Annotated in this window: 12 protein-coding genes and 1 tRNA gene; 5 read left to right on the forward strand and 8 right to left on the reverse strand. The window is 41.5% G+C overall.

Annotation, left to right across the window (positions count from 1 at the left end):
* Positions 1-129: 129 nt before the first annotated feature.
* Positions 130-1,539, reverse strand: a complete 1,410-nt coding sequence (locus RA178_RS12530; RefSeq protein WP_306682066.1) for a zinc-ribbon domain-containing protein — start codon at positions 1,537-1,539, stop codon at positions 130-132.
* A 126-nt stretch (positions 1,540-1,665) separates the two neighbouring features.
* Positions 1,666-2,499 carry a hypothetical protein gene (locus RA178_RS12535; protein ID WP_306682067.1) on the reverse strand — a complete coding sequence of 278 codons (834 nt, stop codon included), beginning with the start codon at positions 2,497-2,499 and terminating at the stop codon, positions 1,666-1,668.
* A 628-nt stretch (positions 2,500-3,127) separates the two neighbouring features.
* Between RA178_RS12535 and RA178_RS12540 the strand changes: the two genes are divergently transcribed.
* Positions 3,128-4,084 carry an IS110 family RNA-guided transposase gene (locus tag RA178_RS12540; RefSeq protein WP_107948140.1) on the forward strand — a complete coding sequence of 319 codons (957 nt, stop codon included), beginning with the start codon at positions 3,128-3,130 and terminating at the stop codon, positions 4,082-4,084.
* Between the two features lie 294 nt (positions 4,085-4,378).
* Positions 4,379-4,588 (forward strand): hypothetical protein, encoded by a 210-nt coding sequence (locus RA178_RS12545; protein ID WP_306682070.1) that lies wholly within the window; start codon positions 4,379-4,381, stop codon positions 4,586-4,588.
* A 545-nt stretch (positions 4,589-5,133) separates the two neighbouring features.
* Here the strand turns inward: RA178_RS12545 and RA178_RS12550 are convergent.
* Both RA178_RS12550 and RA178_RS12555 read right to left on the reverse strand, forming a co-directional pair.
* Complete coding sequence (locus tag RA178_RS12550) at positions 5,134-5,592, reverse strand: 5' nucleotidase, NT5C type (RefSeq protein ID WP_306682071.1); 459 nt, start codon at positions 5,590-5,592, stop codon at positions 5,134-5,136.
* A gap of 32 nt (positions 5,593-5,624) precedes the next feature.
* Positions 5,625-6,866 carry a tyrosine-type recombinase/integrase gene (locus RA178_RS12555; RefSeq protein ID WP_306682073.1) on the reverse strand — a complete coding sequence of 414 codons (1,242 nt, stop codon included), beginning with the start codon at positions 6,864-6,866 and terminating at the stop codon, positions 5,625-5,627.
* Between the two features lie 350 nt (positions 6,867-7,216).
* Here RA178_RS12555 and xisR point away from each other — a divergent pair, with 350 nt between their 5' ends.
* The gene (gene xisR / locus RA178_RS12560; protein ID WP_014620713.1) at positions 7,217-7,405 is read left to right on the forward strand and encodes an excisionase family protein; all 189 of its coding nucleotides are present in this window, start codon (positions 7,217-7,219) and stop codon (positions 7,403-7,405) included.
* A gap of 5 nt (positions 7,406-7,410) precedes the next feature.
* Positions 7,411-8,688, forward strand: a complete 1,278-nt coding sequence (locus tag RA178_RS12565; RefSeq protein ID WP_306682075.1) for a tyrosine-type recombinase/integrase — start codon at positions 7,411-7,413, stop codon at positions 8,686-8,688.
* On the opposite strand, the gene tnpA is transcribed toward RA178_RS12565, so the two are convergent.
* The 4 genes from tnpA to RA178_RS12585 form a co-directional block, all read right to left on the reverse strand.
* Positions 8,664-9,101, reverse strand: coding sequence for an IS200/IS605 family transposase (gene tnpA, locus RA178_RS12570; RefSeq protein WP_306682077.1), 438 nt, complete (start codon positions 9,099-9,101; stop codon positions 8,664-8,666). The two genes, RA178_RS12565 and tnpA, sit on opposite strands and share 25 nt — an antisense overlap.
* Before the next feature lie 613 nt (positions 9,102-9,714).
* Positions 9,715-9,802 (reverse strand) — tRNA-Ser (locus RA178_RS12575).
* Positions 9,803-10,015: 213 nt separating this feature from the next.
* Positions 10,016-12,010, reverse strand: a complete 1,995-nt coding sequence (locus tag RA178_RS12580) for a methyl-accepting chemotaxis protein (RefSeq protein ID WP_131525173.1) — start codon at positions 12,008-12,010, stop codon at positions 10,016-10,018.
* A 279-nt stretch (positions 12,011-12,289) separates the two neighbouring features.
* The gene (locus RA178_RS12585; protein WP_006081420.1) at positions 12,290-12,922 is read right to left on the reverse strand and encodes a YchE family NAAT transporter; all 633 of its coding nucleotides are present in this window, start codon (positions 12,920-12,922) and stop codon (positions 12,290-12,292) included.
* Positions 12,923-13,240: 318 nt separating this feature from the next.
* Here RA178_RS12585 and adhE point away from each other — a divergent pair, with 318 nt between their 5' ends.
* A complete protein-coding gene (gene adhE / locus RA178_RS12590) occupies positions 13,241-15,844 on the forward strand; it encodes a bifunctional acetaldehyde-CoA/alcohol dehydrogenase (RefSeq protein ID WP_306682084.1) in 2,604 nt (867 codons plus the stop codon).
* Positions 15,845-15,946 lie beyond the last annotated feature (102 nt).

Genomic DNA, 15,946 nt, shown 5'->3' on the forward strand with positions numbered 1-15,946 from the left:
GGCATAGCGCCCGCTTAAGTGGTGAGTAACGCTACCACAATACTCAATTACTGCACCGTAAACACATAAGCTAAATTAATCTAAAACCGCCGAGCGTTGCGAATCCGTTTTGAAGCGTTTGTTATATTTTTATCCTCCTCCTAGTTTGTAATAATCTAATAATGACAAGTACTCATCTTGGGCTAGATAACTATCGTAATCTTTTGGCGTTGATAAACCTAAATACTTTAAAACCTGAATGATAGCTTCGCGCCATTGTAGTTTATAAAACTCATTTGAAGGAACAAGGATTGTTTTGTCAGTCGATGTCAATTCTTGAAGACGATCATCTCTTATTCTTATGACTGTCCAACCATCACTTTTCAAGATAATATCCTTTTCGGAATCTTCTTTCGCTTTATCCTTATGCCATTTATAACCATCCACTTCTAAAGCAAACTTTTCACCATTATTTAATCTTATTGGGATATCTACTTCTACTCTATTTTCAGAAATTTTCACCACTTCTGAATGGGAAATGGGAATATTCAGAAAATGCGAAAGTTCAGCAGCAAACCTTAACTGCATTCTACTAACGTTAGCAGTACAAAAAGGACAACCTGCTCGGCCATCTACACTTCTGGTCCACACATGCTTAGGATTTACTTTACACTTCCATTCCACTTTAAGTCGTACATTAGGAGGAATATCCCATGGTGTTATCTGAGGTAAGTCAATACACCTAACCCATTCGTCAATTCGCTGAGGATGTTCCGATGCAAAAGTTCCTCTAGATTTTATTCTTGTCTTCCAATCTCTCATCCTAAAATAATTTTTTTTACGCTGTAGACATTTTTCTTCCTTACAATAAAACTCCTCGTGAGAAGTAGTTTTGTTAAGAGAATAACTTGTTGGCGCACCACATGAGTAACAACTCAAAATAACCTTTTTGTTTGAACCCGCTTTTATTTCATTTAAGTTTAGGGTACACGTAGGATGTTGCATCCTCGCGATATTGGGATATAAAACACCAATGCTAGAACTTTCATCAATTGCAAGCTTTTCGTAGCTTCCCCTTTCTTTACAAATTTTTGACTTAACAGTTTTACTTTTATTTTTACAATCTGTTTTTTCACAATAAGGAGCCCAAGCATCATTGTTTTCTTTGATCCTTTTTGGTGAAATCTTCAATGTATCATTACAACCAATACATTTAAAATCATAGTTATTAGTATCTCTCCAAGAAATACGTTCTGGATCATTAGATATTAACTGTTTAGCTAAAGTTGGAAATTTATCTTTTATAGAGTTGCCTTTAATAACTTTCCTCTTAAGCATTAATGCTAACTTCTCTTGACCACAACTCTCGCGATTACAGAATACTCGAGGTTCGCCAGAGACTCGGCTCATATTATCTGGTCTTCGTTCTACATAGTTTTCGCAATCTTTTCCCATACATAGAATTTCCACCTTCTTATGAGTTTTAGCTGAAATTGACTTTGGATCAAAACCAGACTTCAATCGCAAAGATAATCCTGGAAATCTTTCACTAAACATCATATTTTAATTCCATCTTCTTATTAATGTAAAAGCCTTGTTAAAGGTTGTCGTATAAATTTAACGACAAGGATCAGCCGCGGCCGGCGAGGAGCGAGCGACGAGACGGACGTCGGCTGGATCCGCTGGTTAGGTGGCAGGCTGCGTATAAAGTGGAAGCTTATCTTTTATTTCACTACGGAATGCCTCATCTGCATAGAATCGAACCCGAGTACAGGAGTCAGGCACACGGTATGAAGAATTGCTACGGCAGTAATTAGAAGTCGGACCCCACGGTGCCGGTATCACTGCAATGCCGTGCGGCAGACCGATAAGATAATGGTCCATATAGCGGACGATGCTGGTCGGATCCAAACCAAACGACCAAAAAGCGTCCCAATATATTATGTCTACATTGTTGTACGGATCCAGCGACATCAAACTCATGCTTCCAACAAGTACCTTGAGAGGATAGTCCTTTCGTTCGTCGTCTAAGTAAACAATCGTTGGTGCGTCAGGAAGCTTTGTCACGAACGTCGGCGTCGGCGGATCGGACAACTCAGAGATCACGTGAACTGCACCGGATCGCATACTTAGATGCGCGAGACCAGATATAACCAAGGTTTCGTCACCCATCGGCAGGAGATCCACGATGTTGCCCTTCAAGATCTCGACGGCGCCATGCTTAGTAGCTAGCTCCAGGCGCCCACCAAACTCGCCACCATTAACCCACTGGTAATGCCGTGAAGCTACTTGTAATTTTCGGGGATGCTCTTGCGGCCATTCGGTAGAAACAAGGACTTCGCTTCCCCGCTTTGATACAACATACGGGTTGCTAAAGAACTGCAGCATGGGCAGCTCTTCTAGATCATATTCAGTGAGCTTGTTAGCTTGCATCACAGCTTCGATTGACCCGTTCTGCGAGTATGCCGCGACGGAGTTGACAGCAATCGACAGCAACAGCAGAACCTTCTTAATTTTCATGATGTACTGCACAGCGTTTCTCCGGCCACCTAACGTCTTAGTATTTATGCGCTGCGCTGTTTGCAGGGCATAAATCGCTTGTTGGACTTGGCCGATGCCTTATCCAGATTAATTGGTATGCTTCATGCTTTAGGAATTTGCATTTTTGAGGCAAGGTCTGAGTTGCAGAGCTGTTTTGAACAAATAATATTGCGTGGTTTCTGCGTAGTTCATTGAAAATCCTTTGTCATGGTTGTGTTCCATCGAATATTTTTAAGTCTAGCTGATTCGAGCAGGCTAAATCATTCCACTAAATCGCAGTTAAGCTCCGCGCAGCGGCTTTAGTTCAACGCTGCGTTAAAGGGCCGGAAAAGCGTAGCTTTGAAGGTCCCAAGGAGCGCAGCGACTGATTTTCAACGCCTTGTATGGATAATAAACTCACCTGATTACAAATAATTTCCAGTTTCGGGTAATGTGAGACCCAGGCTTTAGCTGCAACTAAAGCTTTCCTTGTCGTAGTTCGATTGAACGCTGGCTCCTCTATTGAGAGACCGATAACAAGAAAGAACGCGACAAAGGACTCCAAGCAAAATACTCGAATAGTCTACTGGGTCTCGAACCCGCATTTGCAAGCAAGAGTTAGCTTATTATGAAAACAACTTCTAATCAAAACATTAACGTAGGTGTTGATACTGGCAAGTTTCAACTCGACATTTATATCCGCCCTCTCAATATCTATTTCACTGTATCGAACGATGAAAAAGGGATTAAAGAGGCCGTCAAAACTATTAAAAAATACACTCCTGAGCGCATCGTTATCGAAGCGACAGGTCGTCTTGAAATGCCCTTCATTATGGCCTGCGCTGAGGCAAACTTACCTTTTGTCATCGCAAACCCTGTTCACATAAAACGCTTTGCTGGTGCCATTGGTCAACGGGCAAAAACTGACAAGCTTGATGCGCAACTTATAGCGCATTACAGCGAAGCGATTAAGCCGACCTTATCAACTTTAAAACCTGATGTAATGCGTGCTATGAGTGATTTAGTCGCAAGACGAAATCAACTATTGGTGATGCAGACGATGGAAAAAAACCGCCTTCAAATATTGCCAAAAGAACTTGAAATGACCATTAAACCTATTTTAACGGCGTTCAAAAATCAGATTGAAAAGATTGAAATAAAAATCGTTAAACTCATTGAGTCAAACCCTGATTATCAAGCGAAAAATATACTGCTTCAGAGTATGAAAGGTATCGGTAAAATCGCCGCAGCTTCCATCATCAGTAACTTACCAGAATTGGGTTATATCAGTAACAAGGAAGCAAGCGCATTGGTCGGTGTGGCACCGATGAATAAAGAAAGCGGGCGCTTTAAAGGCATGCGAAAAATACAAGGAGGAAGGCATCAAGTGAGAACGGTTTTATATATGGCAATGATGTCAGCCATACAATCTAACCCGGTTTTTAAGAGCACCTATCAGCGATTAGTTGCCACAGGGAAACCTAAAAAAGTGGCTATCATTGCCTGTATTAGGAAGATGGTGGTGACGTTAAATTCGATGTTGAGAGACGGTGCCCTATGGGAAGCGCCAAAAGCGATAAATTAGTTATTGACGCCATAGTCTCTTGTTATCACAAGCACTTTTGTCGCAGAAAATCGTACCGATTTTTGCTCGTCAAAAGCACATTCTGTTAACGCCAACCTGCAAGCTCAGCATTAAAATGTCGTCAATAATGTGAGTGTGAAGTCCGAGACAAGATAAAAAAATGAAAGAAAAACTACAAAACTCACTCAACATTTTTATTGTCCACCATTGCGAAAAATATGCTTGAAAAAGTGCTTTTTTTCATTAATGTCAATTTAGGAGCTTTACTCTTAATCACATTAAAGGAATAACAGCATGACTGACAATAATCACGACGGCCCGATCGTAAACATTGATGGCACACCTATGATAGGTAACACAGGAGTCGATGTGCATGGCAACCCATTTGGCATTACTGAATCCGACACATCGGCGTGTAATAGCAGCATAAGCGATGATGCTTGGTCATTACCTAACGACACATTTAGCTGCGATTTCGAAAGTGGATTTGGGGATGGTTTCTAATTATGCGCCGTCATCTAAACGACAAAATACTTGCCAAATGGATACCTTTAGTCCTTTTGAGCATTATCACCATCATGTGCTTTTGCTGGTTTATCTATACTGAGGATATGAATTGCCTTTTACCTCCGTTAATACTGCATATTAAGTACGCCTTCGGTGTTTTAGCCTATGATAGACGTTATGCAAATACACCCGAGCCCGAGGATCCATGGGTGCGTTTTAAGTACATGATGTTCCGGTTTTGCTAAACCTCAACGTAACTAACCAGACAAATTAGTGAATGACGCCTATAGGGCGGTTAAGGAAAAATGATGGAATTTTTACTACCAATTGCGCTAATGATTATTGGCAGCATAGTGCTTGTGAAAAGATGTAAGCCAAAGAAATAGATAAGAAAAAACTCTGAAATCCGTGACCATAGTAAGGAATCTGCCTAAATGTTTAAGCAGTTTCCTTATTTAAATCGCATCGAAATCAATCTGGCTCAACCACCACTTCGAGCCAACAACTTTCGCCAGTTAGCTTAACTATTAAGTAAGGCGTCATCATCTGAGAAAGTTATTAAATAACTCAATCTCAACAGCACTCCAGTCTGGAAAGCGTATTGAACCAAACTGCCACAAATCCCCCTTAAAAAACTCTTGGCCCTTTCCTTCAACGTGGTCGTCGATAAGAATATCTCCCTTCAGCAATCCTTTGTTCGGAATGATTATAAGACGACTGACATATTCCATGCCTAAGTGTTGCTCTACCCAAATACGCTTCTCCATATAACACAATGGATTTTGTAAACTTGGCGCTGTGGCTATATAAGGTTCAATTTCTGGATGTTCGAGCATCTTTTTCATCACAGCAATGCCACCTACTTTAGGGGCTAAGCAGCTGAAAAATCCCAATTCAGCTTGAGGGTATGCCTGCTCAGGTTTCTGGAGTTTTTTAAAGGTTACAGCTTCTGTATAATTTACAAGCACATCGTCCATGTCTACACATACGATTTTTGGCATATATTAACCTTAAGTAATTTCAATCATTTAAATCAAAATGTGAAAGCTTTTTCAGCCATTTCTCTCATGCAGTATTTTTGCGTTGGTAGCCACTTACCATAGTGTTTCTCGATCATCTTTATGCTGGTATGCCCCATTTGCCGAGCAACCCAGGATAAAGGTAGTCCTGCCGAAATTAAGTGCGATGCAAAGGTATGCCGCGTTTGACTTGGCCCTCTAAAACGAATCCCAGCTTTCTTCAAGTGGTAACAATAAAATCTTTGTCTCAAGTGGGCATCTGAAGTGTATGCTTTTCTAGTCTTACTATTACAAAATACAAAGTGAACACGCTGCCTCTCTATAGACTTATTGTCCTCTCGAAGCACATTAATCGTTTCTAGTGCAGAATAATTATAATTATCACGCTGATCAATGAGTATTGTTTTTGCCTGCGGGAGTAACTCTATATGCCTGTTACTAGATAGGTTTTTTGGCTTTTTGTAAATGCCTTCAACGACTGCACGCGAGATATGAATTGTATCGTTCTCTAAGTCAACATCTTCCCATGCCAACGCCATCAACTCACTGACCCTTAGACCGAGAAAGCAATTACAAATGATCATATTGACTTCAGATTGTCTATCTGTGGCCACTGATGCTATTTGGGTTATCTCTTCGGCTAAGAATGGATCTGGTACTTGCGTTAATACTTTGAGATTTGTAACGTTAGTCGATTTTAACCTATCCAGCGGATTAACCGATATTGCCTCATCCAACAGCGCAAAGGTAAATATCTGATTTAAAATGCTTAAAATCTCCTTAATCGTTTTGTTGCTCAAATACGCTAGTTTAGTATTCATCCATGATTCAATATCTAACGGCTTGATTTTATCAACTGCATCATTTGCAAAGCGAGGCACGATATGCGTCAGAATCGTATTCTCGTAGTTTTTAATCGTACATGGCGCTAATGTTATCCTTTTCGCATTCAAAAAAGCGTCAATGTAATGATTGAAGAATTTAGCTTCAAGCTGTTCCTCTCGAATGAAATGATAATTATCAAGTTGCTTCAAAAATTGCTCATGATTATATTTTGCTAGATTTTTCAAGTCACTAACGATTACTGATGCGCGTAACAATCCTTGTTCGGTGCACTCAACATCATCCAATGCCATACGGTATAGTTTTGAGTTAAGTTTAAACATCATTCGGACGCAGGTACTTGAGCGAATATCTAGATGTTTAATATTTTTTTTCTTACAAAACAATTTCGCTTGCTCAACAGTCATTAACATCTGGTCTATCCAAAGTATGAAATACACCTTGATATTAACTTAAATTAATGATATTAAAAGGAATATTCACTGTGAAACTCAGCTTAAATTCCTTCCTAAACAAAATAATCACTCCAAGAACTGCCCTAAAAAGTAGTCAATTCAAAAATATTTTTTTTAAATATCAGTAGTGTTGCCTGGCTCGACAACAAACCTTAAGTCAAAACAAAATAATTAAAAATCAGCAACATAAAAAAAACTATGAAGCTTGGGTTACAAAAATAAAAAGCAAAGAAAGCATAATCAAAATTTTCAGCGCCAAATCACTTCGATGACAATAACCTCATACCAACAAAATGCGAGGTTAAGATATGTCTCAAAAACTAGGATGGGTCACTGCAGAAATTTTGGAACGTTACAAAGGGTTAACTTATAACGCAATTAAGAGCAAAATTCGTCGTAAGGTGCTGATTAAAGGGATTCATTACAAGAAATTCGATGGTACGAATATGTTTCACTACGAAGCAATTGACGTATTAATCAATGAACAAGGGAATTAAGCACAGTGAAACAATTTCCTTTAAATACAGTGCAACTAACACCTGCTGAAGCAAAAGGGGTAATAAATCAGCATCAAATTAAAAATATTGAAGTACATGGTAATTCGTTAAGAGCTGTGTTTAAACGACAAAACAGGACTTATAAACAAACACTGTATGTGGGCCTTACATCTCTAGAAATTGTTTCCGTGATATCTAAGTTAGATGGATGGCGGAAGTTATCGCCAGCTGAGTTGGAACTCGCGTTCGCTAATTATAAAAGAAATAATACCAAAGTCCCTTTAACTATTAATGACTTAATAGAAAACTATACAAAAAACCACTATCCCACCTTGGCTCCCGCTACAGTCAAAAGCTATATAGGTCACTTTAAGCGTATCTCATTGGCTATTGGTGAAAAAAATATACTTGAAATTAACTCAAATGATGTCTTTAAGTTTCGTAACGAACAATTATCTACGTTGGCATGGAAAACAGTGAATGAGACGATCAGGCTGCTGGATACACTCTTACAAAATGCCGTCGACAACGGTGATTTAGTAAAGTCGCCGATCAATTTACGAAGAATGAAAATTAAGCAGGGTCATGGCGATAGCACAATCACTGAAAAATTATTCACGATCGGGGATCTTAACAAAATTCAGAATAGTATTTCTATTAACCCAATGATTGCACTTATTATATTATTCAATTGTTGCGCAGGGCTCAGGTTTTCAGAGCTAATGGGTTTATCTTGGGAGGATATTGATTTAGAAAAAAGAATTATTACCATCCGCAGAGCGAGAGTAGATGGAAAATATAAAACCTTAAAAGTAAGAGGCGTCGAATCTCGTCAAGTCGATATTTTAGATCCTGCGCTTTGGATGCTGAATGAAATAAAGAAAAGGTTCTATGAACTATCACCTCAACAAACAATCAAGACTCTTGGTGCAGATTATAAACAAATCAAACAAGAAAATGTCCGATTCGTCTTGCTATGCATGGATACACAAACAAGCTATCAAAACGAACAGAAATTTAGAAAAGATTTTTATCATTTTCTGAAGGTTATCAACGTCAGCAAGACAAAACCAAACCATTGCCGACACACTTTTACATCCTTAGCATTAAATGAAGGTGCTAATCAAACGTACATTTCAAAACAACTCGGCCATGCAAGCGTCTTAACAACAGAGAAACACTATCTTAAATGGAGTAAAGAATCCGCCTTCTTAGAAGGCGGCTTTGACTTGCCCCTGGAAGGGGCTATTCCAAGAACCTACATCATCTGCAACGACAATTGAGCCTCATCTTCCTGATCTTGTTTATCTTGATGGCGCACATATCGTCTAATGATTTCTTCATTAACACCTACTGTATCTACAAAATAACCTCTGGCCCAAAAGCTATTGCCCCATAGCTTTTTACGTACATGAGGGAATTTATTGAATAGCCTTATCGCACTTCTTCCTTTCAATACTCCCATCAGCGTTGATACTGACAGCTTCGGCGGGATTATGACTACCAAGTGAACGTGATCTATCTGAACGTTTAATTCTAAAACCTCACAACCCTTCATATTGCAAAGGATATAAATTGACCTGTATAACTCCTTACCAAGGTTTCCTTTTAATATTTTAAAACGGTACTTCGGAGTCCAAACAATATGATATTTGCAACGCCAATAAACATGTGATGAACTTCTATAATCGCCCATGCTTTTCGTTTCCTCTTACTTGTGGTGAATAAGAAGTCTCTTTTAGCATGGGCGTAATTCAGGCTATAGCCTCAAGGAACAATCACCACCGCCAGAGGCGGTGGTTTTGGGATGACAATAAATCTCCAAACAAAGTAGAACGAGATAGCGCATCCCAAAAGATAAATTCTATTTTTGAACGGTTCACAACCGCTCAAGGGTAACTATAGAGCTGCTTACATTAGATAAAATAAGCATGCCAATATCCAGCATTATTAAGGTTCTAAAAAATCACCGGAACAATGCTGGTTTCAACATTTCAACTGTTCTTCCCTTCACATTAGCTAAGCAACATTTCAGTTGTTTTTACCCCATCAAATAATTCTAGAAATTGTCGAACTAACATAGATGATTTTTTACACACCTACACTTGATAACATACCAACTGCCTGTATGCCTAAGATGGGTAGATAAGTGCTAAATGAGTGAAAGAATATCACTAAGGTAAAACCGGAAAAAAATGATTGGAAGGGAGATTTTAGGCTAAACAACTATATTAAAATCCACATTTGGATCCCAAATAGTTCCCAAAACAAAAAAGCGACTCGTAAGTCACTGTTTTTGCTTAAGAATTTGGCGGTGAGAGAGGGAGTCGAACCCTCGATACGTTACCGTATACACACTTTCCAGGCGTGCTCCTTCGGCCACTCGGACACCTCACCATATGTCGATTTATGTTAGCGTGGTTAATCTTTCACGTTTAAGAATCACTAACGATTTCGTATAGCCTTGCCGAGAGGCTTTCATCGTTAACGGAGCGGTACTGTACGCAAAAGCCTAAAGGGGGTCAAGTAAAAAAGACTCAGTTTCAGGCGGTTGCACAATTGCTAAACAAACCGCCGTGATTTCTTGAATCTTTTCACCGTTTTATACCGTTAATTGACGGTAAATTTGTGCACTTCTTTTGACATTGAATTCGCGTCAAACGTCAGAGCTTTGGTCAGCTCCCTAAGCTCATCGGAGATCCTTTGAGTATTAAGGTAAATCTCACTGATCTTCAGTGCATTACGATTTACGTCTTCGGATACCGCCGATTGCTCATGGGTTGCTGTAGCAATTTGCTCGTTCATGCGGTCAATAATGTCTACTTGCTCCACAATACGTTTCAATTCGATACCTGCCTGTTCAGCTTCATGGACACTGCTATTAGCCTGAGCTAATCCTCTGTCCATGGCTTTTACTGCAATGCTCGCTCCCGCCTTCAATCTATCTGTCATATTTTTAATGTCAGAGGTCGAGGTTTGTGAGCGCTGCGCTAAACTTCGGACTTCGTCTGCAACTACAGCAAAACCGCGACCCATTTCCCCTGCGCGAGCAGCTTCAATGGCGGCATTAAGCGCGAGTAAATTAGTTTGCTCAGCAATACTGCTGATCACTTCAAGCACTACCACTATGCCGTGAATTTCACGGTCTAAATCGTTAATGGCTTTAGAAGCTCCACTAATATCGTCGGCTAACGCTTTGATCGCTTTGCTGGTTCGGCCGACTTCGAGGTTGCCTTCTTTAGCCTCTATATTGGCGGCGGAAGACGCTTCGGATGCCTGCACTGCATTGCTGGCAATCTCGGCCACTGTTGCACTCATTTCTGTCATAGCGGAGGCCACTTGTTCTGCCTCACTGTGGCCCGCCATCACATCTTGCTCCATGGCATGGGTACAGAGATCCATTTGCGCCACAGCTTGTTGCAATTTAGCGCCACTGGAACGTACATGTAGGATCACTTTTTCAAAATCACTCATCATGTCGTTAAAGGCGATGGCGAGTTCACCGAATTCATCGGAGCTAGAGTGAGTTAGACGCACACTTAAGTCGTAATGTTTACGGGCTTGCGTGATGGTCGAATATAAGTGATGCACACTGTCATGCAAATAACGGATAACAGATAGACTCAATATCAAGACTATCGCCAATACTGAGATTAAGGTCGCGAGCACTAAGAACATTTTCTCATTCGCTAAGGTTAATCTTTCATGGGTGGTATTAAGTAAATCTGCCGAGACTTGCTGTTCAAACTCACGTAATAGCTCAATCCGCGCGGTCGATTTACTGAACCACTCTTCGGGACTTTGTTGCAGGATTTTTTGATTATCTTGCTCGAATGCGATTTGACGTAACAGCTCAACGTCATGCATTGCAGCTGAACTCTGTAAACGGTTAAACGAGGATAATAAATCAGAATTTGCTAGCGCTAAAAAACGCTCTTGATATGTATTTTGCTCCGAAACCAAAGTGATAAATTTGGCATAAACCTTAGGCTTAAATCCAGCTTGGCCAAAGGTTGAGCTGAGTACCGCCCTTTCAATCCCCGCCCTTTCCTTTAATTGCAAAAAAGCACTAAAAGCCGTCGCTTTAATGGCGATTTCTTGATTAGCACCCGTTTTTGCGGTTTCATCGACTATTGTCAGTAATAACTTATTTAACTCAGTGTAATAGGCAACTTCATCGGCGACACTGATACTTAAACTATCCACCTGCGAGCGGATTGCATTTAAACGCCCGAGTTGAGCGTTTAGTTCTCTAAGTTTTGGGGCAAATATCTCCGGCAGATGATTCTCAGTGATAAAACGCTGATAGAGGCCGAGCTGCGTATCCGTTAATTGTCTTTGATCAGGTATTTTACCCGCAAACGCTTTTCCTGCTGAGCCAATAAATCCAGCACTCATGCCGCGCTCTTTTTGTAACTCATGCACTAAATTACTGTTGGTGACGGCTAGCTCGCTTAATTGCACCACTAAGGTTAAATCTTTTCTATATTCATATTTTTCAATGAGGTAAAGCGTGCCACATAAAAAACAGGCTAACAGTGGAGGCAAGACAACCATTAATAATTTTTGTTTTAGACTGAGATTACCAATCCATTGCCATTTCATAGAAATATCCTTTTAAACTTAGTTTTAGATCCAAATACCGAACACTAGGTATAGCATAATATCAACCGTAGGACGACTAAGGTTTATTGAAATTGCACAAGCTAATATCCTGATAAACGAGGATTTCCCCCATATTCCATCAATTGTTTAGATTTTGCTAATCGCAGAGCAAACTTGAGAAACGTCAAACAAGGATCAGATAGAAATAAAAAACGCATTGAAAATTCCAATGCGTTTTTCTAGAGAAAGGAACACTTAATACTGTGACTGAAGATGACTCTAACTGAAAAGCTGTGGGAATAACCCCTTCACACCAGCCGCAATGACTTCGATACCAATAGATAACATCAAGAGTCCCATGAGACGGGTAATCACGTTAATACCCGTTTTGCCGAGGATCTTATAAATGATAGATGCCATTCTAAACAGGCCAAAACTGACTAAACCAAACACTATCACAGTAATGAACATCGCAATAATGTTCGACAATGAATTATGCTCAGCGGCAAAGACAATCACCGAACTGATAGCGCCAGGTCCCGCCATCAGTGGCAAAGCCAAAGGCACAACCGCCACAGATTCCATCGCCGAGGATTCGCGGTCTTCCTCTTGGTTACGCTTCACTTCACCTAACTTACCTTGCAACATTGACATCGCAATAATGGCAATCAGGCTGCCACCAGCAATTCTAAAGGCAGATAACGAAATGCTGAACATATTCAGGATGTGCTGCCCCGCCACAATCGTGACTAAGAGAATCACCACAACCGCAAAGTTCGCTACTTTACCCGTGTGATTCCGCTCAGCCTCCGTTTGATGGCTCGTTAAGCTCACAAACACAGGCAACAAGCCAACCGGATTAATGATGGCAACGAGGCCAAGAAAAAATTTAACGTAAAGAGTTAACTCCAAGGGACTATCCTTATGTGCGTGTCACGCCGTCTTCATCAAAATAAGCTTGAGGGCAAGTATAGTATCTCAAGCGCTATTGACTGAAAAATGAGATTTTTGAGGTTAAATCACAACTTCGAATAATATTTAGTTATCGAAGCCGATGCATTTTCAGCGCAATTTTAAACAAACAAGTTACCCTAAGTGTAGTTTTATTACATAAAAGCACGATATTGTCGTTGATATCACACTTTCAACGCGGCTTTAGGTGTAATTTTCTACCATAAAGAGGATTTAGTGAATGCCTTGATTCACTAAATCTTTTTAGGAGTATTAATCATGACAGTGACCAATGCACAAGAACTGGATCTCATGGTCGAGCGAGTGGCGAAAGCACAAGCCGAGTATGCGACATTCAGCCAAGCGCAAGTCGATAAAATTTTCCGTGCAGCCGCCCTTGCCGCTGCCGATGCGCGTATCTCGCTGGCCAAAATGGCCGCCGCAGAAACCCGCATGGGTGTAGTTGAAGACAAAGTAATTAAAAACCACTTTGCCTCCGAATACATTTATAACAAATATAAAGATGAAAAAACCTGCGGAATTTTATCTGAAGATGTCACCTTCGGTACTATTACCATTGCTGAACCCGTAGGCATCATCTGTGGCATAGTCCCCACCACGAACCCCACATCGACTGCCATTTTTAAAGCCTTAATCAGCCTTAAAACCCGTAACGCAATTATCTTCTCGCCCCATCCTAGGGCCAAAGTTTCAACCACAACCGCAGCAAAATTAGTGCTTGATGCTGCCATAGCCGCGGGCGCACCCAAAGACATTATTGGTTGGATTGATGAACCCAGCGTTGCACTATCAAATCAATTAATGACTCACCCTAAGGTCAATTTAATCCTCGCAACGGGTGGCCCTGGTATGGTGAAAGCTGCCTACTCTTCCGGTAAACCTGCTATTGGCGTAGGTGCGGGTAACACGCCTATTGTTATCGATGAAACCGCCGACATCAAACGCGCGGTCAGTTCGATTCTCATGTCAAAAACCTTCGATAACGGTGTGGTTTGTGCGTCAGAGCAAGCGGTAATTGTGGTCGACAGTATTTATGAGCAGGTTAAAGAGCGTTTCGCAACCCACGGTGGCTATATGCTGTCGAAGGATGAAACCGCGGCGATGCAGCAGGTCATTTTAAAAAATGGTGGCTTAAATGCCGATATCGTTGGCCAAAGCGCCGCCAGTATCGCGCAAATGGCGGGCTTTGAAGTGCCGCACTGGACAAAAGTGTTGATTGGTGAAGTCACCGACATTTGCGACAGCGAAGCCTTCGCCCATGAAAAATTATCGCCATTACTTGGCATGTACCGCGCCATCGACTTTAACGATGCTATGGATAAAGCCGAAGCCTTAGTCGCGCTCGGCGGCATTGGCCACACATCAGGGCTTTATACCGACCAAGATACCCAAACAGAACGTGTTCATGCCTTTGGTTTTAGAATGAAAACAGCACGTATTTTGATCAACACCCCAGCTTCACAGGGTGGTATTGGCGATCTGTACAACTTCAAACTGGCACCTTCGCTCACTTTAGGTTGTGGTTCTTGGGGCGGCAACTCGATTTCAGAAAACGTTGGCCCGAGTCATCTGATCAATAAAAAAACCGTCGCTAAGAGGGCCGAAAACATGTTGTGGCATAAACTTCCTGCATCTATCTATTTCCGCCGCGGCAGTTTACCCATCGCGCTCGAAGAACTGAGCGATAAAAAGCGCGCCTTAATCATCACAGACAGATTTTTGTTCAACCACGGTTATTGCGATGAAACCATGCGGATTTTAAAAGCCCAAGGCCTTGAAACCGAAATTTTTTACGATGTTGAAGCCGACCCCACCTTAGCCATAGTCCGTCAAGGCGCTAAGGTCGCTCAAAGCTTTAAACCCGATGTGATAATTGCGCTCGGCGGCGGCTCACCAATGGATGCGGCTAAGATTATTTGGGTAATGTACGAGCATCCAGATGTGGATTTTGCCGATCTAGCATTGCGCTTTATGGACATTCGTAAACGTATCTACAAATTCCCCAAAATGGGCACCAAAGCCATGATGGTGGCAATTCCGACGACTTCAGGCACTGGCTCAGAAGTCACACCTTTTGCGGTAGTGACAGACGAAATTACCGGTAAAAAATACCCGATTGCCGACTATCAACTCACGCCCAATATGGCGATTGTTGATCCAAATCTTGTGATGGACATGCCTAAATCCCTCACCGCCTTTGGTGGCATAGATGCGGTGACCCATGCATTAGAAGCCTATGTCAGCGTGATGGCGAATGAGTACAGCGATGGCCAAGCGCTACAAGCCCTCGACTTACTGTGCAAATATTTACCCGATGCCTACAACTTGGGTTCACAATCACCTGTCGCCCGTGAAAAGGTCCACAATGGCGCCACTATTGCGGGTATCGCCTTTGCTAACGCTTTCCTTGGGATTTGCCACTCAATGGCACACAAACTGGGCGCCGAGTTCCATCTCGCCCATGGCCTAGCCAATGCGCTGCTGATCAACAACGTAATACGCTTTAACGCAACGGATCTGCCCACTAAGCAAGCGGCCTTTAGCCAATACGACAGGCCAAAAGCCCTGTGCCGTTATGCTGCCATCGCAGATCACTTGAAACTAGGCGGAAAGACGGATGAAGAAAAAGTCGAAAAATTGCTTGAGAAAATCACACACCTCAAGAAGACGATTGGCATTCCTGCTTCTATCCAAGAAGCCGGTGTCAACGAAGCCGACTTCCTCGCCAAGTTAGATGAATTAGCCGAAGATGCGTTCGATGATCAATGTACCGGTGCCAACCCACGTTACCCATTGATTAACGAGCTGAAACAACTGTTCCTCGATAGCTACTATGGCCGTGACTATAGCGACAACAACTAGGTTACTATCTGCCAATGCTAGGCACGAGCTTAGTAAAAGCCTCGCGACATAAATGAAGAAGCCCTCGAATGAGGGCTTTTTATTGCATGATTTATTGCGAGT

The organism is Shewanella oncorhynchi, assembly GCF_030848765.1.
Lineage (GTDB): Bacteria > Pseudomonadota > Gammaproteobacteria > Enterobacterales > Shewanellaceae > Shewanella > Shewanella oncorhynchi.